General features: G+C 47.2%; 25 protein-coding genes and 1 pseudogene. 19 read left to right on the top strand and 7 right to left on the bottom strand.

Annotation, left to right across the window (positions count from 1 at the left end; genetic code table 11):
• Positions 1–359 precede the first annotated feature (359 nt).
• The 15 genes and pseudogenes from RS881_RS39490 to RS881_RS39420 all read left to right on the top strand — a co-directional run bounded on the left by RS881_RS39490 (position 360) and on the right by RS881_RS39420 (position 10,479).
• A pseudogene (locus RS881_RS39490) lies at positions 360–1,735 on the top strand (alpha,alpha-trehalose-phosphate synthase (UDP-forming)).
• The gene (locus RS881_RS39480; protein ID WP_315815795.1) at positions 1,729–1,941 is read left to right on the top strand and encodes a hypothetical protein; all 213 of its coding nucleotides are present in this window, start codon (positions 1,729–1,731) and stop codon (positions 1,939–1,941) included. The pseudogene RS881_RS39490 and the gene RS881_RS39480 overlap by 7 nt, the downstream one beginning before the upstream one ends.
• Positions 1,872–2,591, top strand: a complete 720-nt coding sequence (gene otsB, locus RS881_RS39475; protein ID WP_315824751.1) for a trehalose-phosphatase — start codon at positions 1,872–1,874, stop codon at positions 2,589–2,591. The genes RS881_RS39480 and otsB overlap by 70 nt, the downstream gene beginning before the upstream one ends.
• Positions 2,584–2,859: a trehalase-like domain-containing protein gene (locus RS881_RS39470; protein WP_315815794.1), complete on the top strand. Its 276-nt coding sequence runs from the start codon at positions 2,584–2,586 to the stop codon at positions 2,857–2,859. The genes otsB and RS881_RS39470 overlap by 8 nt, the downstream gene beginning before the upstream one ends.
• A complete protein-coding gene (locus RS881_RS39465) occupies positions 2,856–4,355 on the top strand; it encodes a glycoside hydrolase family 15 protein (protein ID WP_315815793.1) in 1,500 nt (499 codons plus the stop codon). The genes RS881_RS39470 and RS881_RS39465 overlap by 4 nt, the downstream gene beginning before the upstream one ends.
• Before the next feature lie 131 nt (positions 4,356–4,486).
• Positions 4,487–4,702: a hypothetical protein gene (locus RS881_RS39460; protein WP_315815792.1), complete on the top strand. Its 216-nt coding sequence runs from the start codon at positions 4,487–4,489 to the stop codon at positions 4,700–4,702.
• Between the two features lie 256 nt (positions 4,703–4,958).
• The gene (locus RS881_RS39455; protein WP_315815791.1) at positions 4,959–5,213 is read left to right on the top strand and encodes a carbonic anhydrase; all 255 of its coding nucleotides are present in this window, start codon (positions 4,959–4,961) and stop codon (positions 5,211–5,213) included.
• Positions 5,210–5,593, top strand: coding sequence for a carbonic anhydrase (locus RS881_RS39450; RefSeq protein WP_315815790.1), 384 nt, complete (start codon positions 5,210–5,212; stop codon positions 5,591–5,593). The genes RS881_RS39455 and RS881_RS39450 overlap by 4 nt, the downstream gene beginning before the upstream one ends.
• 251 nt (positions 5,594–5,844) lie before the next feature.
• On the top strand, positions 5,845–6,780 hold the full coding sequence (locus RS881_RS39445) for an amidohydrolase family protein (RefSeq protein WP_315815789.1): 936 nt from the start codon (positions 5,845–5,847) through the stop codon (positions 6,778–6,780).
• Complete coding sequence (locus RS881_RS39440; protein ID WP_315815788.1) at positions 6,753–7,085, top strand: amidohydrolase family protein; 333 nt, start codon at positions 6,753–6,755, stop codon at positions 7,083–7,085. The genes RS881_RS39445 and RS881_RS39440 overlap by 28 nt, the downstream gene beginning before the upstream one ends.
• 300 nt (positions 7,086–7,385) lie before the next feature.
• Positions 7,386–7,805 carry a transporter-like protein gene (locus tag RS881_RS39435; protein WP_315815787.1) on the top strand — a complete coding sequence of 140 codons (420 nt, stop codon included), beginning with the start codon at positions 7,386–7,388 and terminating at the stop codon, positions 7,803–7,805.
• Between the two features lie 35 nt (positions 7,806–7,840).
• Positions 7,841–8,335: a transporter-like protein gene (locus tag RS881_RS61890; protein ID WP_425476309.1), complete on the top strand. Its 495-nt coding sequence runs from the start codon at positions 7,841–7,843 to the stop codon at positions 8,333–8,335.
• The gene (locus RS881_RS39430; protein ID WP_425476308.1) at positions 8,332–9,378 is read left to right on the top strand and encodes a transporter-like protein; all 1,047 of its coding nucleotides are present in this window, start codon (positions 8,332–8,334) and stop codon (positions 9,376–9,378) included. Before RS881_RS61890 ends, RS881_RS39430 begins: the two co-directional genes overlap by 4 nt.
• A gap of 193 nt (positions 9,379–9,571) precedes the next feature.
• Positions 9,572–9,871 (top strand): arginase family protein, encoded by a 300-nt coding sequence (locus tag RS881_RS39425; RefSeq protein WP_315815786.1) that lies wholly within the window; start codon positions 9,572–9,574, stop codon positions 9,869–9,871.
• On the top strand, positions 9,868–10,479 hold the full coding sequence (locus RS881_RS39420) for an arginase family protein (RefSeq protein WP_315815785.1): 612 nt from the start codon (positions 9,868–9,870) through the stop codon (positions 10,477–10,479). Before RS881_RS39425 ends, RS881_RS39420 begins: the two co-directional genes overlap by 4 nt.
• A gap of 2 nt (positions 10,480–10,481) precedes the next feature.
• Here RS881_RS39420 and RS881_RS39415 read toward each other — a convergent pair whose 3' ends face one another.
• From RS881_RS39415 to RS881_RS39390, 7 genes are read right to left on the bottom strand one after another with little or no spacing between them, the layout of a single operon-like run.
• Positions 10,482–10,889 (bottom strand): helix-turn-helix domain-containing protein, encoded by a 408-nt coding sequence (locus tag RS881_RS39415; protein ID WP_315815784.1) that lies wholly within the window; start codon positions 10,887–10,889, stop codon positions 10,482–10,484.
• Positions 10,831–11,577, bottom strand: coding sequence for a response regulator transcription factor (locus RS881_RS39410; RefSeq protein ID WP_350340380.1), 747 nt, complete (start codon positions 11,575–11,577; stop codon positions 10,831–10,833). The genes RS881_RS39415 and RS881_RS39410 overlap by 59 nt, the downstream gene beginning before the upstream one ends.
• Positions 11,511–12,179 carry a sensor histidine kinase gene (locus RS881_RS39405; RefSeq protein ID WP_350340379.1) on the bottom strand — a complete coding sequence of 223 codons (669 nt, stop codon included), beginning with the start codon at positions 12,177–12,179 and terminating at the stop codon, positions 11,511–11,513. Before RS881_RS39405 ends, RS881_RS39410 begins: the two co-directional genes overlap by 67 nt.
• Positions 12,157–12,528, bottom strand: a complete 372-nt coding sequence (locus RS881_RS39400) for a triple tyrosine motif-containing protein (RefSeq protein WP_315815783.1) — start codon at positions 12,526–12,528, stop codon at positions 12,157–12,159. The genes RS881_RS39405 and RS881_RS39400 overlap by 23 nt, the downstream gene beginning before the upstream one ends.
• Positions 12,529–12,566: 38 nt before the next feature.
• Positions 12,567–12,791: a hypothetical protein gene (locus RS881_RS60545; RefSeq protein ID WP_350340295.1), complete on the bottom strand. Its 225-nt coding sequence runs from the start codon at positions 12,789–12,791 to the stop codon at positions 12,567–12,569.
• Positions 12,761–12,976: a hypothetical protein gene (locus RS881_RS39395; RefSeq protein WP_315815782.1), complete on the bottom strand. Its 216-nt coding sequence runs from the start codon at positions 12,974–12,976 to the stop codon at positions 12,761–12,763. Before RS881_RS39395 ends, RS881_RS60545 begins: the two co-directional genes overlap by 31 nt.
• The gene (locus RS881_RS39390; RefSeq protein WP_315815781.1) at positions 12,963–14,591 is read right to left on the bottom strand and encodes a ligand-binding sensor domain-containing protein; all 1,629 of its coding nucleotides are present in this window, start codon (positions 14,589–14,591) and stop codon (positions 12,963–12,965) included. Before RS881_RS39390 ends, RS881_RS39395 begins: the two co-directional genes overlap by 14 nt.
• A gap of 252 nt (positions 14,592–14,843) precedes the next feature.
• On the opposite strand from RS881_RS39390, the gene RS881_RS39385 reads away from it, so the two are divergent.
• The 4 genes from RS881_RS39385 (at position 14,844) to RS881_RS39370 (ending at position 20,366) form a co-directional block, all read left to right on the top strand.
• Positions 14,844–17,993: a SusC/RagA family TonB-linked outer membrane protein gene (locus tag RS881_RS39385; RefSeq protein ID WP_315815780.1), complete on the top strand. Its 3,150-nt coding sequence runs from the start codon at positions 14,844–14,846 to the stop codon at positions 17,991–17,993.
• Between the two features lie 214 nt (positions 17,994–18,207).
• Entirely contained in the window at positions 18,208–18,528 is a 321-nt protein-coding gene (locus tag RS881_RS39380) for a RagB/SusD family nutrient uptake outer membrane protein (protein ID WP_315815779.1), read from the top strand.
• Positions 18,528–19,682, top strand: coding sequence for a RagB/SusD family nutrient uptake outer membrane protein (locus tag RS881_RS39375; protein ID WP_315815778.1), 1,155 nt, complete (start codon positions 18,528–18,530; stop codon positions 19,680–19,682). Before RS881_RS39380 ends, RS881_RS39375 begins: the two co-directional genes overlap by 1 nt.
• A 111-nt stretch (positions 19,683–19,793) precedes the next feature.
• Positions 19,794–20,366 carry a hypothetical protein gene (locus RS881_RS39370; RefSeq protein WP_315815777.1) on the top strand — a complete coding sequence of 191 codons (573 nt, stop codon included), beginning with the start codon at positions 19,794–19,796 and terminating at the stop codon, positions 20,364–20,366.
• Positions 20,367–20,406: the final 40 nt, after the last annotated feature.

The following is a 20,406-nucleotide window of genomic DNA, read 5'->3' as shown; positions in this document are numbered from 1 at the left end:
AGCTCGTAGCTCGTGGCTCAAAGCTAATTTGTTGCAAAGGGGCTTTTCTGTATTTGGCTCGTAGCTCGCAGCTCAAAGCTCACAGCTTGTAATTCTTTCTGTCCATCTTCCTCCACATTTTAATGATATTGTAATGTCATTATAAGGCTCGCCTAATACCCGCCATTTACTTTTACCCCTGCGGAATTATTGCTTCCTATCCCGGCTATTGCCCAATGTCAATTGATTGGGCCCAGTAGTTGTTAATTTACTGAATAGCTTTCCGTTCGTTTGTGGTGTTGATTGCCCAAACTGGCCTCCTTTTGAAAACCTATTTATTAATCATTTTATTTAATCCCCACCCCTTAATCTATTTTGCTATGGGTAGACTTATTATTGTTTCAAACAGGTTGCCTTTTTCTGTTGACCGTGATGGTGAACAGGTGACGATACGGCAGAGTTCCGGTGGACTGGTATCTGCCATCAAGAGTTATTTTGAAAGTGATCAATCCACCAATAGCGCCATTACTGAAAAAGCATGGATGGGCGTAGCCGATTTTTCCAGCGAAGATTGGGAATCGGAAGTAGCGCCCCGCATGGCCAAATATGATTTTATAGCTTATCCCTTATTCGTGGATAAAACCGTGTATCGGGATTATTACAATGGCTTTGCCAATTCTGTTATTTGGCCCTTGTTTCATTATTTCCCTTCCCTGGTACAATACCAAACCAATTATTATGATGCTTTTGTTCAGGTCAATAAAGCTTTTGCCGATCGCCTCATTGAGGTATTGAATCCGGGTGATACCGTATGGATTCATGATTACCAGCTAATGTTGCTGCCCGGCATGTTGCGCGCCAGTCAACCCAATATCAATATTGGCTTCTTTCTCCATATTCCTTTCCCTTCTTATGAGATACTAAGATTGATGCCGGCAGATTGGAAAAATGCCATTATGCGTGGACTGATGGGCGCCGACCTGATTGGTTTCCATACCCACGATTATGTTCAACACTTTATGCAAAGCGTAAAGATGCTGCTGGGCGTAGATAATTATTTCTATACCATGCAATACCAGGATAGGTTGGTAAAAGCCGACCTCTTTCCCATTGGGATCGACTATAAAAAATTCCACCAGGCCGCCTTTGATGGAGAAGTGCTGAAATTGCGCAATGATATCAAAAGGAATTTCGATAATAAGAAGATCATTTTCTCCGTCGACAGGCTCGATTATACCAAGGGTTTAATGGACAGGCTTAATGGCTTTGAATACTTCCTCCAACAAAATTCCGAATGGTTGGAGAAAGTAGTATTCATATTGAATATAGTTCCTTCCAGGGATGAAATACCTGCCTACCTGGAAAGAAAAAGACAAATTGAAGAAAAGATAGGTACCCTCAATGGTAAATTCTCTACCATTAGCTGGCAGCCTGTTGTCTATCGTTATAACCACTTACCTTTTAATGAACTTTGCGCGCTGTACCAGGCAGCCGATGTAGCCCTCATAACCCCCTGCGCGATGGTATGAACCTGGTGGCCAAGGAGTATGTGGCCAGTTGCACCACCCAACGGGGCGTACTGATATTAAGTGAGCTGGCCGGCGCTGCCAGCGAATTGAATGAGGCTTTACTCGTAAACCCCACCGATGTGGTAGATGTATCCAATGCCATTGTAAAAGCGTTGAATATGCCCATGCATGAACAAAAGAACCGTATGGCCCTTATGCAAAAAGACTGGCCGATTACGATGTGGTAAAATGGGTCAATGATTTCCTGGATCAACTCATCAATATCCGCAAGGAGCAGTTGAAGCTGCAAACCAAACTATTGGATGATAAGATCTATAAACGCATCCACCAGCATTATCAAAAGCACAGAAACGATGCTTCCTCCTGGATTATGACGGCACCCTCGTATCCTTTGCCCGCCTGCCCCAGGAAGCTGTACCTGGTAAGGAACTGAAAGAGCTGTTGTACAAGCTGGCCAGCGATGAAAAAAACCATGTGGTCATCATCAGCGGCCGTGATGCCGAGGTTTTGGAAAAATGGCTGGGCCATTTACCCCTTACCCTCGTGGCAGAACATGGCGCCAGCGTGAAAATGAAAAATGAGGTATGGCAGCAGGCCATCCCCATGTCCGAACAATGGAAAGATGAGATACGCCCCATCATGCAAATGTTTGTGAGCAGGTGCGTAGGGTCGTTTGTAGAAGAAAAGAACAATACCATTGCCTGGCACTACCGCAACACGGCACCCGATCTGGGATTTAGCCGATCCCGTGAATTGATCAATAACCTGGGGCAACTGGTGCAAAATACCATGCTGCAGGTAATAGATGGCAATAAAGTAATTGAAGTAAGGATGGCTGGTTTCGATAAGGGTGTAATGGCCTTGCGTTTGGTAAATGACCTCAATCCCGATTTTACCTTGTGTATAGGGGACGATACCACCGATGAGGATATGTTCAAAGCACTGGGCAATAAAGCCTACAGCATTAAAGTAAGCAACGGCATTACTGCCGCTCAATACACCGTATTTTCTCAAAAGAAAGTATTACCACTGTTAGACCAATTGTTGACCCCCTTAATTGAAAACGAATATGCCGGTGCATAAATACAACATGGGCATCATTGGTAATTGTTCTTACCTGGCCTATATTGACTTGAAAGCAGATGTAAAATGGATATGTCTTCCCAGGTTCGATAGTAGCTTCCTCTTCGGCTCTTTGCTCGATGAAGAGAAGGGAGGCCATTTTTCCATTGTTCCAGCCAACGAAGGATATACCAGCCGCCAGTACTATGTACCCAATACAAACGTATTGTGTACCGAGTTTACCGCGCCCGATGGAAGTTTTGTCGTGAAAGACTGCGCCCCCGTATGACCATTCATGATCGGCAGTTCAGGCCCCTGATGCTGGTGCGTAAGATAGAACTCCTCCATGGTGATCCGGCTATTCGTATTACCTGCGATCCACGGGGCAATTACGGCGATATTGTGCCCGAAACCACCACCGGCAGCAACCATATCCGTTACATGAACCTGGGCCAGCAGGTACGTATTACTACCGACATATCCCTGACCTATATTCTCAACCAACAAGCCTTCCTGCTCGATCAGGATCGCTATGTGGTACTTACTTATGGCGAACCCCTGGAAGCCCCACTTAAAGAAACCTGCGAAGAGTTTCTGCGTAAAACCATACAACACTGGCAGCAATGGATCAAGAGCTGTTACCTGCCCGATATTTACCAGGATGAGATTATCCGCTCGGCCCTGGTGCTTAAACTACACCAGTATGAAGATACCGGCGGCATCATTGCTTCCGGTACTACCAGCCTGCCCGAATTTCACGACAGTACCCGCAACTGGGATTACCGCTTTTGCTGGTTTCGTGATGCACACTATACCCTAAGGGCTTTTAACCAGATCGGCCACTTTGAAGAACTCGAAAAGTATTTCGACTTCATCCATAATATCCTGGCCAATACAGGCAGCTCCCTGCAACCTTTGTATTCCATAGCAGGGGAGAAGGACCTCGAAGAAATTACCATAAACCTCCATGGTTATATGGGCAATAAACCTGTGCGTATTGGCAATAAAGCCTATGTGCAGGTGCAACACGACGTATATGGACAGGTATTGGTGAGCCTGCTGCCCCTGTACACCGACAAGCGGCTCACCTTCATGCGCAAGAACAGTTACCGCAACATCGTACCCTGGCTGCTCAACCAGATAGAACGTACCCTTACCATGCCCGACTCGGGCTTATGGGAGTTCCGCAACCAGGTGCAGGTACATACCTATACCTTGCTGTTCCATTGGGCCGGCGCCAAAGCTGCCTATAAAATAGGCGCCGTATTCAATGATAGGGAACTGATGCGCAAGGCACAGGACCTGGCTGCCGCTGCCAATAAACTATTGGAAGAAGCTTATGATAAAAAAAGAAAGGTATACCCCCAAGCCATCGGTACCCCCAACCTCGATGCCAGCACCCTGGCCATGGTCACCATGAATTACCTGGACCATAATTCCCATCGCGCCAAAGATCATATTGCTGCCCTGGAAAACGAACTATTGGCCGATCATGGTTTGTTTTACCGCTATAAACATTATGATGATATTGGCTTTCCCGAAACAACATTTTTGGTGTGCGCGTTTTGGTATGTGGATGCACTGGCCTGTGTAGGAAGAACCGACGATGCCATCAAGAACCTCGACAAGCTCCTGGCATTCAGCAACCACCTGGGCATCTTCAGCGAAGATGTGCATGTAAATGGTTCACAATGGGGCAATTTTCCCCAAACCTATAGCCATGTGGGCTTGATCAATGCCGCATTCAGAATTGCCAGAAAAGTGGATAAAGTAGATTTCCTTTGATAACTCAATTTCCCTAATTTTATGCACCCATGCGAAAATTGCTAATCATATTACAGGTGATGTGCTTCGGCTTACTGCTGATGGCGAATCTTTATCGCCTTACGTCGACTATAATAGTCGATAGTACTGATATGGAATCTGTTGTGGGGTTTGCTGATACCGAAGAAGTGAAGAATACAGCCGATACCAATGTGCTTATGGTAGAAGAAGTACTACCTTCTCACAACATCAACCTGTGCTTGCCCGAAGAATGTGCTGCATTTTATATCCGTCATACCACCGAATTACCCTGGCAGCATGCTGAAACCCTGTTGCTGCCTCCCGAATTATCTTCCAGCTTATCTTAAATCTTTCTTAAAATAATCAGTTACGACACAAGGTCGTTTACTAAAGCTGTCGCTTCCCTTCGTGGACAACTTGACCGCTGTTAACCTAAAATTATTGTCGCAGAGAGCTGGTTGAAGGACTATACAAAGGTTTTTCCTTTGTCCTGATAACTATCCGTACGGACTTTCCGGTCACCCGGTCTTCCGGCCTCTAAATCAATTTGTCAATCATCAACCCAAAATCAATAATTTATAATCAGATAATTAATAATTAACAATGAGAACCCATAGCAAAGAAACGCAAGCCACTACCACACCTCAAATGGCATTACAGTTTTTAAAAGAGGGAAATACCCGGTTTATGAACAACCTGAAAGTGAACCGGAATTTGTTGGAGCAAGTGAATGACACCAAAGAAGGCCAATGGCCCTTCGCTGTGATATTAAGTTGCATCGACAGCCGTACTTCGGCCGAATTGCTTTTGATCAGGGCCTGGGCGATATTTTCAGCGTTCGTATTGCAGGTAATGTGATCAATGACGATATCCTGGGCAGCATGGAATTTGCTTGTAAAGTAGCCGGTTCCAAATTGATCATGGTGCTGGGCCATTCCAAATGTGGCGCCATCAAAGGAGCCTGCAATCATGTTGAATTAGGGCATCTTACCGGATTGCTGGATAAAGTACAACCTGCCATCGAAAAGATAAAAAGCAAGGGACAGGAAACCGTGAATCCCGAATTCATCGAAGCAGTAGCCCAGGCCAATACCTTACATACCATGGATGAAGTATTAAGGCGCAGCCCTATCTTAAAAGAGATGTATGAAAATGGGGAGATTGGCATTGCGGCTGGCTACTACAGCGTGGAAACAGGTGAAGTGAAGATCATCAAAGAAAAGTATTGGACCTGGTAGCTGAAGTAGAGTAAATCCTTAACAACAAGGTTACAGTTATAGAGGTGACACCTTTACCCTTCCTCGCAAACGAAAGGTGTCACCTCTTTCTAATAAAGGTGAGTCACCCTGCGGCGCTGCCATGCTGGGCAGCAGGGTGGCCCACCTTTGTCTTCCTCGCAAACGAAAGGCGTCACCTCTTTCTAATAGAGGTGAGTCACCCTGCAGCATAATAACCTATTTTTGCCGACAATAAAATGCTACTATAAACCATGGGGGCACTCCTGATTACCAATATCAAACAACTGGTCAACATTCGTGAGCAATCAACCCTTTTGCGTGGCGCAGAGCTGGCCCGGCTTCCCTGTATTGACAATGCTTACCTCATTGTAGAAAAAGATACCATTGCTGATTTTGGAACCATGGACAACGCGCCTACAGGCCGGTTTCCTGCTTTGCATACGTTTGATGCTGCAGGGGCTACTGTGCTCCCTGCCTGGTGCGATAGCCATACCCACCTGGTATTTGCCGCCAGTCGCGAAGAAGAGTTTGTATACAAGATCAAAGGCATGAGTTATGCCGATATTGCCGCCAAAGGCGGTGGTATACTCAACTCCGCCCGCAAACTCAACAATGCCTCGGAAGAGGAACTGTTTAACCAGGCATGGAAAAGATTGGAAGAACTTAGCCTGCTGGGTACCGGCGCTATCGAGATCAAAAGCGGGTATGGATTGACTGCAGAAGGCGAATTGAAAATGCTGCGCGTGATCAAAAAGCTGAAGGAAAGATCGGCCTTGTCCATCAAAGCTACTTTTCTGGGCGCCCATACTTATCCCCAGGAATACAAGGATAACCACCCCGGGTATATTGATCGTATTATCAACGACATGCTGCCGGTAATAGCCCAAGAAAAACTGGCCGATTATATTGATGTGTTTTGTGAAGATGGTTTCTTTTCTGCGGCCGAAACCGAACTCATCTGCAGGGCAGGAATGGCCCATGGCTTGAAACCCAAGATACATGCCAATCAACTCCATCTTTCAGGCGGCACCCAGGTGGGCGTTAAACTGGGCGCTGTGAGTGTGGATCACCTTGAAACGATGGATGAGGCCGCCATTCAATCCCTGGCTGCTTCCCATACCATTGGTACCTTATTGCCTGCCGCCGCTTTTTCCTGCGGATGCCCTTTCAGCCGGCCCGCGCTTTAATTGATGCAGGTTGCGCCATTGCCCTGGCCAGTGATTTCAATCCCGGTTCATCACCCAGTGGTAATATGAACCTGGTGGTGGCCATGAGCTGCATCCAAATGAAAATGTTGCCCGAAGAAGCCATCAATGCCGCCACCCTCAATGGCGCCCATGCTATGGAAGTCGGGGCCCAACTGGGTAGCATTACCAAGGGCAAAAAAGCCAACCTCATCCTCACCAAACCCATTCCTTCCCTGGCTTATATACCCTATGCATTTGGCTCCAACCTCATTGATAAAGTAATGATAAAGGGCGAATGGTTATAATTTGTTGTATATTCATTACAGTGCGGGTAGCTAACTTACAAGGGTGGGTTGCCCTTCCAGGGCGGCTCACCTTCATCAGGAAAGAGGTGACACCTTTCCCTTGCCTCGAAAACGAAAAGGTGTCACCTCTTAGCCCCCTGGCATAAGTAGGCAGAGTGGTTTAGTGGGGATGGATACCGTGCCCGTATTCAGATAATATCTATACCAAACGATAATGATCCGGAAGAAAAAAAGGTCGACCCTTTTACCCAGTTTCTTGAAAACAAACCAGCGGTTTCCCTCAAAGACCGTCAGGGTGCATTGGATTACCTCGTCTCTTTCATTCGCCTCATACGTCCCAAAACCGCCAAACCAGGCGAAGCTGTTCAGAATTTTGGCAAAACCCTTCAATTCTTGTATCACAATACGGCCGTAGTGAGTGAACTGCGCCTGGCCATCCTGGCCCAACTCATCAATAGCAATTTGCTGCCCCTGCTCACAGAAAGTGGCATTACCGTATCCCGGGGTGCTGGACGTGAGTTGTATGCCCGCCTCAAACATAAATTCCTGCCTGCCCTGCAGGATCCCAACGACTTCCTATATGTATTGGATCGCCTCTTCTACCGCAAAGACGATTATGTATGGGTAGAAGAGATTGGCCATGCCAGGTGGATCCAGTTCTTTAATGCCGTAGGTATTTCTTTCGAGGGCGTGAACCCATTATTACTCGCCAGGCATTAATAGCCTTACAGGTTCTTTCGGCAGGCGTAGCCCAGTTGGGTTGGGAAAATGCCATTGTAAGAAATGCGCCCTTTAAGGAAGATCAGGAGGATAACCCATTTGCTATACAACAATACCTTGTATACGAATTAAAAGAACACATCCTGTACAATGGGCCGCTTGAAGAAGTGCGGTCCTTGCTCCAACACATCCGGCAGGTATTTGATAAGGGCCTCGAAGTCGTGCAGTTCATCCGTGATCAGTCGGTAGAAAAAGGCGCTAGCCTGTCACAAACTTTCATCCTCCTCCAGCTCGAACAAAAACTGGAGCGCATGCAACTGGTGCTGGAGATTGTAGACGAAGACCAGTTGATGAATACTTCCCACCTGGCTACCTTGTTCATCAAAGTCGTGAGAGATGAAAATCGCAAGAACAGTATCCGCGAATTCCTGTCCCAAACCACCGGTACCCTGGCTTACCAGATAGCAGAGCAGAAGACTAAAAAGGCAACAAGTATATTACTTCCTCACCACTGGAATATTGGCAAATGATCTTTACGGCCATGGGGAGGCCTCATCGTTTGTTTTGTGGCCATCTTCAAAATATTACTGGGCAAAGTACACATGGCTCCTTTTGGCACGGCTTTGCCTACAGCGTGAATTATAGCATTGGGTTTGTAGCCATAGAAGAAACCCATACCACCCTCGCCACCAAACAACCCGCTTTTACAGCCAGTGCAGTAGCCGGGTCACTGGATACCAGGAAAGCCGATAATACCCCCAACCTGTATAACCTGGCAGTTACCATATCCAAAGTATCCCGCAGCCAGATCGCTTCTTTCATAGGTAATCTTATCATCGTATGGCCCGTCACCTTTCTGCTGGCCTGGTTGTATGATATTTGTTTTGGTAAACCCCTGGCGGGTGGCGAACATGCCATGAAGCTGTTGGAAGCCCAGCATCCCTGGCATAGCCTTTCCTTGCTCTATGCCTGCAATACCGGTGTATTCCTTTTCCTTAGCGGCATAATTGCGGGTTATGTACAAAATAAGATCAACTATGGCCGCATTGGCCGCCGCCTTTCCGAACATCCCGTATTGCGCCAATATATTCCCCGCAACCGCCTGGAACGCATTGCCCATTACCTGGAAGGCCATGCCGGTAGCCTGGCAGGTAATATTTCCCTGGGTTTCTTCCTGGGAATGGCCACTACCGCGGGCGATCTGTTTGGCATCGGGTTCGATATTCGCCATATTACCATTGCTGCCGCCAATACTTCCATTGGTTTGTATGGCGTAGGCTGGAATAATGTATCTTTCAGTTATATGGCCGTGGTTTGTACCGGCGTATTGGGTATCGGTTTCCTGAATTTCCTGGTGAGCTTTGCCCTGGCCTTCATCGTAGCCGTTCGCTCAAGAGGCATCCGGTTACGGGAATATCCCGAGTTCTTAAGCATCCTTTGGAAGTATTTCCGTTCCCACCCCTTGATTTTTTTAGACCGAGAAGAAGACTTGTTACGTAGTTACCGGCAATTACCTGATAGGCGCTTGCTGTTAGCAATTGAACACAAAAACAGCATGAAGCAAAAACCCTAAAAGCTGTATTCCAAATTCTGTATTCTCTACTCTAATTCAACACCATGCAACACTTTAAGTTCTACGATAAAAGGATATCCTCTCCCTTACTAAGCTGCGCAAATTTGAAACCAGGCTGGGCGAAACCCTACAGGTAATAGCTGATAAAAACCAACTCGAAACCTCCCTCGCCCAATCCAAAGCAAGCTACGTATTGATCGGCATTCCCGAAGATATTGGCGTGCGTGCCAACCATGGGGTAGGGGGTACCGATTCAATCTGGATACCTTTCCTTTCAGCCTTTTTAAATATTCAAAGCAATGATTTCCTCGAGGGAGATGATATACTACTATTGGGTCATTTTGATTTTGGCGATCTTAAATACCTCATTGAACAAAATGCCCATGGTTATGAAGAGAAAGTAGATGCTTACCGCCATGCTGTAGTGACCATTGATGAAGAAGTGGAAGAATTGGTAAAGATCATCACGTCCCATAAAAATTACCCATTGTGATTGGTGGCGGCCACAACAATGCCTATCCCCTGATCAAAGGAGCGGCTAAAGGATTACACAAAGCCGGCCTGCTGCCCCTGGCACAGATCAATTGCATTAACCTTGATGCCCATTCCGATTTCAGGCCCGCCGAAGGCCGCCACAGCGGCAATGGCTTCCGCTATGCCGAAGAAGATGGCTACCTGCAGAAGTATTGTATCGTTGGCCTTCACGAAAACTACCTGCCACAAAACGTATGGCTGGATATTGTGAACAATCCCTTCCTCGACTTTATCACCTACGAAGATATTTTTATACACGAAAAGCGCAACTTCATACAGGCTGTTGCCCATGCTACCGGCTTTACAGAAGAAAATTATACCGGTATTGAGCTGGACCTCGATTGTATAGAACATACTTTATCCAGCGCTATGACGCCTTCGGGTATACTGCCGCTTCATGCCCGCCAGTACCTTACTTTTACCGCACTGGATTGCGATGCCGCCTACCTCCATATTTGCGAGGGCGCTACCCAACTGACCGACGGCCGCAAGGACGAAAGTACGGGTAAACTGGTAAGCTACCTGGTGAGCGATTTTGTGAAGGCCCGTAACAATGTGGCTGATTAGCTTTAGCTGCCCTGCTTATACCCACTTGCATATTCACTCGGTGTTTTGCCAAACTGCTTTTTAAACTCTTTACTGAAATACTTGCGGTCCTGGTAGCCAACGCTGTAGGCTACTTCATAAACCGTCAATGTACCTTGCTGCAAAAGTTGTGCTGCCCGTTTTAACCGGATCGACTTTACAAACTCATTGACCGACATACCTGTCACTGCTTTGATCTTCTTGTATAAGACCGGCGCACTCATGGCTACCTTGCGCGACAATTGTTCCACCCCAAAATCAGGATCGTCGAGGTGCTCTTCCACCAGTTGTACCACCCGCTGCAAAAACGCCGAGTCAATGCTGATCACAATACTACTGGCTGGCACTTCTACCGATCCTTCGGCCGCCACGGTGCTGTCTGCTCCATGCACCTGGCGGCCAAAAAAACTTTCGCATCTTTTCCCTGGATGCCAGCAGGTTGCCCACATTCAAAGCCAGCACCTTGGGACTGAACGGCTTGGTAAGATATACATCGGCGCCTGTTTCCAGGCCACTCACCTGGTCAGTTTGTGAACTTTTGGCCGTTAGTAAAATAACCGGTATATGGCTGGTGCGCTCATCTGTTTTTAGTTGACTACAGAAAGTAAAGCCATCCATTTCGGGCATCATCACATCACTAACGATCAGATCAGGTATATGCTCAGTCGCCATATCCCAACCTTGCAACCCATTTTCGGCACACAATACATGGTACCGGCTGTTCAGCGTTTCCTGTACCAATAAGCGCAACTCGACGTTGTCCTCCACCACTAAAATCGTATATAACTTGTCTTCACTACTCCCAGCCTCTACCGTACCAAGCGTAGGAGAGGGAATATATTCCGGCGCCGTTTCATTGCCAGCTTGCTCACCAGCTATGCTATCCATTACCGTAATGCCGCCAGCTTCAAAATGAGCTTTGCCTGCCAGCAGGATTACCTTAAAAACTGTTTTGCCTTCCTTGCCATCAACAGCTGGTTCACTCACAACGCTGATCATCCCCTGGTGCAATTCTACAATATGCTTCGATAAGGCCAGGCCAATACCATAACCTGTATTCTGCCGCCCATGATCTGCCACCTGGAAAAAGTTGGTAAACAACTTGTCCAGGTACTCGGTGCAATACCCCGTCCATTATCGGTTACCGATGCGATCACTTGATTGCCCTGCAGTTCTACCACCAGGCTAATACGTCCTCCATCGGGTGTAAACTTAAATGCATTGACCAGCAGGTTGAAGAATACCTTTTCCAGTTGCGCCCGGTCAAAATACAAAAGCAGGTTGGCTGGCGGATGTATAAAAGAGAGGTGAATGTTTTTCGAGAGCGATAAGTCTTCAAAACTGCTGTATATCTCCTGCAAGAAAGGAATGAAAGCATGTTGGGTTACCTGTAATGGCAAGTGATTGGTTTCGGCCTTACGAAAATCCATCAACTCATTGACCAGCCGCAAAAGCCGGTGCACATTACTCTTTACCTGCGATAAATGCTGCTGCAACACCGTATCATGGCTGCTTTTACTATCCAGCAATTTTTCCACCGGCGCCATCACCAGCGTCAGGTGCGTGCGTATTTCATGCGACACGTTCGTAAAGAAATTCAACTTCACCTGGTGCAACTCGTCCTCTTTCTTCAATAAGGCCCGCAGAAAGAAAAACGGATCACCACAAATAAGATGGCGCAAAACAACAACACGTAAATGGTATAAGCCCACCAGGTAAGCCAAAACGGAGGAAGTACTTTGATGAGCAAGGAAACCTCTTTGCTCCATACCCCATCATTATTAGCTCCTTTAACATGAAAAACATATTCCCCCTGGGCAGGTTGGTATAAGTGGCCGATCCGCTGTTGACTTCATTCCAGTTCTGATCAAACCCTTCCAATTGATACGCATACCTGTTTTTATTACTCTTGATAAAGTTGAGTAGCGCAAATTCAAGCGTAATTACATTTTGGTGATGTTTCAATAGGAGCTTCGGAATAAGGTCGATCTTTTCCTGCAACAGCCCATCCGAACCGCCTATAGTCACCACATTATTAAACAGGCGAAGCCCGGTAAATACAACCGGCGCTACATAACTGTTCGTAACGATCTGGTCGGGATAGAAATAACTGATGCCATTATACCCCCAAAGAAAAAGGCGCCCCGGCTATCACGGAGGAAAGCGTTGTAGTTAAATTCATTGCCTGCCAGGCCATCACTTACCGTATACGTTTGACAGGTTTTCGCAGACGGGTTGTACTTCATCAACCCATTGTTTGTACTTAACCAAAGATACCCGTCATCATCTTCCAGCAGGCCAATGATATTCCGGTTGGGCAGCCCCTCTTTTCAGTATAGCGTATTAATTGCTGAGTTTGTGTATTATATTGCGCCAGCCCACCACTACTTAGGCCAGCCCAGATATTGCCTCCTTTGTCCTCCAGTAAACAGTTGATACCAACACCCCGGCTGAGCTCTTGCAGTTCATTGCCTTTCACAACATACAAACGACCTGCCGCTCCGATCCATATATTCCCGTGCCGGTCTTTCAGCAGCGTATTCGCTTGTACATCCCCACATTGCCATTGATGGTGGTAAGCGGTAATTGTTCCAGCGAAGTGCCTTTTTAGCAAATAACGCTATACGCGAATTGCCAGCCAGCCAAAAACGTCCCGCATCATCCTCCGCCAGCGAAGTGATCTCTGAATGAGCAGTAAATACGTCATTCTCTTTATACAGGTAGCGTTTAAAGAACTGCGCACCGGAGGGCAGTACATTGAGCCCGCCGCCATGCGTACCACACCATACATTTTGCTCCTTATCTATATAGACCACTTTTACCAGGTTGCTCCCCAGGCTCGATCCGTCCTGTAACCTGTTTTTATATACCGTAAAAATACCCGTACCCCGGTTAAAATGGTTCAGGCCACCCCCTTCCGTACCTATCCACAAATTATGCTGCCCATCTTCCACCATACTACTTACTACATTATTGCTGATGCTAAAACGGCTCCCCTCATTCTGTAATACCTTAAAGCTGGTGGTATAAGGATAGGTATAGTTGACCCCGCCAAAATAAGTGCCTACCCACATCGAGCCGCTGGCATCTTCAAACAAGCTGTAAATGGAATTCTGACTAAGACTCTTTTTATTGCCTGCATCGTTTTGATAGGAGACCATGTTCAAACTGGCAGGATCAATAACACTTAACCCTTCCTGCGTACCGATCCATAACCGGCCATTCCGGGCCCGTTTGATGATGCGTACATGGTTATTGATAAGTCCTTGTTTATTGGCAGGATGGTCCGTGTATCGGACAAACGATTGCGCAGCGGGTGTATATACGTTCAGTCCATTGTTTTGCGTACCGATCCACAAGGCTTGCTGTTGATCTTCGGCAAGGGCGGTAATATAATTGGCACTTAATGAACTGCTTTTATTGGGATCATGATAGAAATTGGTAAACTGATAATGCCCGTTCACTGCATGCATGCGCGTAAGGCCATTGCCCGTGCCCACCCATAAATAACCATGGTGATCCTCAAAAACCGTCCGTACATTATTATCTGCAATACCCTGGTTATTGCCCCTGGCAATATGTACGATAAAGCTGGAGTCGCTACCCTTGGGCAGGGCAAACAATCCATTCAGCGTACCGATCCACAAAGTACCGGCCCTGTCTTCATACAGGCAGTTGACCGTACGGTTGGGGTTGCCTTGTAAGGACATCCTGATAAAAGAATCCTGGGTTTCGTCGTATCGAAGCAGCCCCGCTGAGGTGCCTGCCCAGACCCGTTTCCGGGAATCGCAGAGGAGTGACAGGATATTATTGATATTAATAGGGTACTTACCTTTTTCATCGAAGAGGTAATTTTTTATGCGGGAGCCATCATACCGGTTAATACCCTGGCGGGTGCCCAACCAAAGAAAACCATCAGCATCCTGTGTGATGGCCAACACTGAATTGCTCGAAAGCCCCTGTTCTACAGTAAGATGATTGAAAGACAAGTTTTGTGACCAGCCTACCCGGGACCCGCAAAGCATGATCAATACCCAGAAGACTTTTCTTACAGGAAGCAATTCATTCAAAAGGGGCAGTGAGAAACCATTCATACAGCGGCGCCAAAAGTATTAATTAATTGAAGAAAACTACATGGATAAGGTAGGTTATTCATTAATTGTTGTTTGACAATCATCGGTTTACGCAAGCGTTTATAAAAATCACCCCATTCTTTTAAGATACTCACCCCTGGCTTTTTGTACCCCCGCGTAAATTACCTGTGCACGGATTGCCATAGGAAAAGATAGCGACTTTCCAGCCTGGCCCTGCTGCAAATTACATTACTTATCTAAAACTAAATTGCTATGCGATTGCTGAAAACTGCCGGCAAACTACCCCTTGTCAGATTACTTGCCGGGGCCGCTGTTTTACTCCTTTGCCCGGTTTTGCTCCTGGCCCAAACAAGAATGATCCATGGAACTGTACTCGATGAAAGTGGGAAACCACTGGTAGGTGCCTCCGTCGTGGTTAAAAATAAGTCGGGCGGTTCGGCTACCAACGAGACCGGTGCTTTTTCCATCAATGCCACTACCGGCAATGTGCTGGTTATTTCGGCCGTTAATTATGAACCTGTAGAAGTCAGGGTAGGCACCGACAACAACATTAATATCTCCCTTAAGCCCCAGGCAGGCAGCCTGTCGGATGTGGTGGTAGTGGGTTATGGTACCCAGAAGAAAGCCCATATGACCAGTGCGGTGAATGTAGTAGATGGGTCACAACTCGTCAACAGGCCCTCCACCAATGCGCTGGCTGCTTTACAGGGTGTAACTCCCGGCCTGGTGCTTACCCGCAGCAATGGCCAGCCCGGTAAAGAAGGTTGGGACATGACGCTGCGTGGTATTTCTTCTATCAATGGCTCCAATAGTCCGCTCGTCATTGTAGATGGTGTGCCCGGTACCATTTCTACCCTCAACCCCAATGATATTGAAAGCATTTCGGTATTGAAGGATGCGGCGGCTGCTGCCATCTATGGCTCTGAAGCGGCCAATGGCGTGATCGTGGTGACTACCAAAACCGGTAAATCGGGCAAGGTTAAGATCGATTACAGTGGCATCTATACCTTCAATAAACCGTATAATATGCCTGAGCGCAACCCTTCGTGGATAGAGGCCGACATGCTCAATAAAGCCCGTCTCAATGCTGGTCAGGGAGCTTCCTGGTCAGCCGATCAGATACGCTGGATGCAATCGCCCGATACCAATTACCTGCCCAACCCCACCAATCCCGGCGCATGGGATTTTTATGAGAATATTGATTACATCGACATGCTCTTCCGCGATGTGACCCGCAGCCAGCAGCACAACCTGTCTGTATCGGGCAAAACGGGTAAATCCGGTTACCTGTTCTCCCTGGGCTATTACGACCAGAATGGTATTTTCAAAATGGGCCCCGATGACCACAAACGTATCAATGCCCGTATCAACCTCAATACCCAGTTCAACGATTACATCAGCTTAAGCTCCCGCGTTGCCTATACCCGGTCCAGCACTTTATCGCCTGGTGGCTCAGCCAATGGCGACTATGGACTGATCTATGGTCTGTATCAAACCCGTACCTTATACCCGGTGTTCCTGCCTAAGAATGATGGTTCCACCGCTGGTAGCTACGACGAAACCAAATATGCGCAGGGAGGCAGTACCACTTACGCCATTCTGAATGAAGGTGGCTATACCGATGAAAGTTCCAACCGTCTCGAAGGCGCCTTTACTTTGAAAGTAGACAAGCTGGTGAAAGGGTTTTCCGTGCGTGCCATCTACAGCCCGCGCTATATTGAAAGCAGCAACGATAATTTCAGAAGGTATATTCCTTTCTACAATAAGAATGGTACCATTGGAGGCCAGGCCAACAACCCCAACAGCATTTCAAAGAACAGGGCCACTACCTTTTACAACAACTTCCAGTTATTGGGAGATTATGATTACCAACTGGGCGATCATGGTTTTCACCTGTTGGCAGGTTATCAGTATGATGATTATAATTACAATTATGTTTCTTCTACTGCCAGCAATCTTATCTCCAATGAATTACCCTCTCTTACCTGGCCGGCCAATCCTGCCATCAATACACCTGGTGTAGGTGACAATATACAGGGATGGGCCAGGGTTTCTTATTTTGGAGAGCTCACCTATAATTTCGATAGCCGTTACTTACTGAAAGGATCACTGCGCAGGGATGCCAGTTCCATCCTTGCGCCAGGCTACCGCACCAAGTGGTATCCCGGTGTGTCACTCGGCTGGAATATGCACAGCGAAAAATGGTTTGAGAACCTGGTACCTTTTGTACAACAATTAAAGCTCCGTGCTTCCTGGGGTCGCCTCGGCAATTCCAACTCTTCCAACTTTGGCAACTATGATTATATCGCCTTGCTGAACAAAGGAGGTACTTATCCATTCAACAATGTGCTGAACAACTCCGTTTACCAGGCTGCCTATGCTTCCGAATTAAAATCATGGGAAACGCTGGAATCTTATAACCTGGGTATGGACATTGCCTTGTTCAAGAACAGGTTCACCGGTTCATTCAACTATTTTACCCGCAACAATATCGACATGCTGGTGACGCCTGCTGTACCGGCCATCTTTGGTTTGACAGCAGCACAAAGAAATGATGCCGCCATGAAATCATGGGGCTGGGAAGTAGAAGTGGGTTGGAAAGAAAAGATCAATAAGAACCTGAGCTATTTCGTAAACGCTAATATTGCGGATGCCAAAAACAAGATCACTGATCTGAAAGGCAATAAAGTATACAGCGCAGGTGTAAGGGGTACTATTGAAGGCTTGCCTGTAAATACGATTTGGGGATACAAGACAGCAGGTTATTTCCAAACAGCAGCCGAAGTGGCCGGTCATGCCAAACAAGATAACCGTGTTGGTGCAGGAGATATTAAATACGTTGACCAGAACAAAGACGGTTTCATCAATGGCGGCCGCAATACGGAAGCTGATCATGGCGACCTGGTGAATCTCGGTGAAACGACACCGCATTATACATTTGGTTTCAACTTCGGTTTTGAATACAAAGGGTTTGATTTCTCTGCTTTCTTCCAGGGAGTTGGTCAACGCAAAATGCTCATCTATTCTTTGGCTGCGCTGCCTTATGGCGAAAGCTGGCGCCAGGCATGGAAGATCAACAACGACTACTGGACACCCGAAAACCCCAATGCCATGTTCCCCCGTTTGTACCTGGGTGGCACCCACAATACAGTTGTATCCGATTTCTGGGTACAGGATGCCTGGTACGTGCGCCTGAAGAACGTGCAATTGGGCTATACCCTGCCTGAAAAGCTTACCCAAAAAGCAGGTATTTCCAAGTTGAGGGTTTATTTCACCGGCCAGGACTTGTGGGAGAAAACAGGTATGTGGTATAAATACTATGACCCTGAACAACCCAACAACTCTTCTTTCGATTATCCATTTTTCAGGTCCTATGCTGCAGGCCTCAACATTACCTTCTAATTGCACACTGTAAAAACTAGAACATGACTACTCTTAATTTTAATATACGCCGGCTTTCTGTGGGAGCACTTTGTTTGCTGGCACTCACCAATTGCAATAAAAACTGGACCAGTCGCCCGAAACAGCGCTGTCGGATGCCAACTTTTGGAAAACACCGGCCGACCTAAAGCTGGCTGCCAACTATTTTTATACCTTTTTACCGGGCAATACGATTATGACCACCGACAACTGGACGGCTGATGCGTATGCCACCGGTCCCAATACCACCAGCGATGGGTCAAGGTTGGCCCCGGCCAGCGATGGCACCTGGAATGACACCTATCGGGTGATCAGGGCCTGCAACAACCTGATCGAGAAGTCTTCCATGACGCAGGGAGATGAGAAGGCCATTAATGCGTTCCGTGGAGAAGCCCGTTTCTTCCGCGCCTGGAATTACTTTGAACTGGTAAAGCGGTTTGGAAATGTACCCTTGATATTGCGCACTTTCAAGTTGGAAGATTCTCTCATCAATGCACCCCGTGCCCCCGCGAAGTAGTGATCGATTCGATCTATAAAGACCTTGATTGGGCTGTTGCCAACCTGGAACAAATAGATGCTCAGGCTGCGGCTGACTATGGCCGGGTTACCATTACTGCCGCCCAGGCTTTGAAAGCCAAGGTGGCTTTGTTTGAAGGCACCCGCCAGAAGTTTCACAATTATGGAACACCCTCCAAGCACTTACAGATTGCTGTTGATGCCAGCAAGGCAGTAATAGACGGCGGCAAACACGCGCTGTATAAATTCAATAAAGTGACCGTTCCGGATAGCAGTTATTATAACCTGTTCCAAATGGCTGCTGATGGCAAAACCAATAAAGAAGCCATCCTGGTACGCTTATATGGCGCTGATCTTACCAACAGGATCTCTGTACATAATATTGCCCGTAGTCTGGAGCAGGGTGGTACTACGCCTACGCGCAACCTGGTGGACGCCTACCTGTACAAGGACGGACTGCCCTTTAATAAAAGCGTGCATGATTCCACTACACCATCCAAACAAATACGTACCCTTAGCCAGTTCTCCAACAGGGACTTCCGGATGGGGCAAACGATCTTTAACCGGACCTCGTTTTTCCTGACTGGTAATTATAATCCCACTTACCTGTTTAGTCCCTCCGGTTACAAGACCATGAAATACTTTAATCAAGTGGATTGGCAGAACCAGGCAGGGTTTGCGGACTTCCAGATCATTCGTTATGCAGAGGTACTGTTGACCTATGCCGAAGCGCTGTATGAATTGAATGGCGCCATTACTGATGCCGACTTAGATAAGTCTATCAATCTGACAAGAGCCAGGGCTGGTTTGCCCAAATTGACCAATGCCTTTGCTACGGCCAATACGCTCGACCTGCGTGAAGAGATCAGGAGAGAAAGAAGGGTGGAGCTGGCTTTTGAAGGCAATCGTTATTGGGACATCATGCGTTGGAAAACAGCCGAAATTGAATTGCCTAATGACATCGTGGGCGCCAAACATATTCAGGCCGAATATGGTAACCTGCCGGCTAATACTACACTAACCGCCGATGGTTTTGTGATCGTGCAAAAAGCAGCCAATAGAAAATTCGAGCCGGCAAGAGACTACCTGTTCCCGCTGCCTACACAGCAGCTTGCATTGCAACCGGCTTTGACGCAAAATGATAATTGGCGATAAGATTGAATACCTATGTAAAAAACACCACGTTCCCTTATTTAAAAGGTGCCTGTTCTGACGGAGAACAGGTACCTTTAACGTTAAACCCTGTTGTCCATATACCCTTTGTCTATGCGTAGAACAATCCTTTCCACCCTGCTCTTATTGATCTTCATCATTAGTCATGCTCAGGAGGCCCGCAACCTCCTGCAAAAGATAGCTACACCCCAACAGGTGAAGGCCAGCCTGGTTGACAAAGCCAACTGGATCAAATACCCGGCTTATGACAATAGGAGCGGCTGGGATGCATTGACCGGTACTTTGAAAGCCGCGTTGATCAAAGAAGGAGAGGGGGTGCTTACCTATTCCTGGAAAGTAGTAACCGCCACCGATTACCTCGAATATGAGCGCAGCGGCAGCCGCCTGGCCATGGAAAATCCCTTTGGCGCTAACAATACCGCCCTTAGCCGCCTGGTGTTGGCCGAACTGGCCGAAGGTAAGGGGCGTTTTCTGGACCAGATCATTAATGGCGTATGGCAGGCCTGCGAAATGTCGTCCTGGGTATTATCCGCCCACCAGGTAGTACAACGATCAAAACGTACATTGCCCGACTACCGCGAGCAGATCATCGACCTCACTTCCGGCGATATGGGTGCTTTCCTTTCCTGGACCTGGTACTTTTTCAAAAACAATTTGATAAGGTAGATCCTATCATTTCCCTCCGGCTACGTACTACCATTCAGCA

The organism is Paraflavitalea speifideaquila, assembly GCF_032395985.1.
In the GTDB taxonomy this organism is placed as follows: Bacteria; Bacteroidota; Bacteroidia; order Chitinophagales; family Chitinophagaceae; genus Paraflavitalea; species Paraflavitalea speifideaquila.
This window is presented reverse-complemented; position numbering and strand designations above follow the sequence as displayed.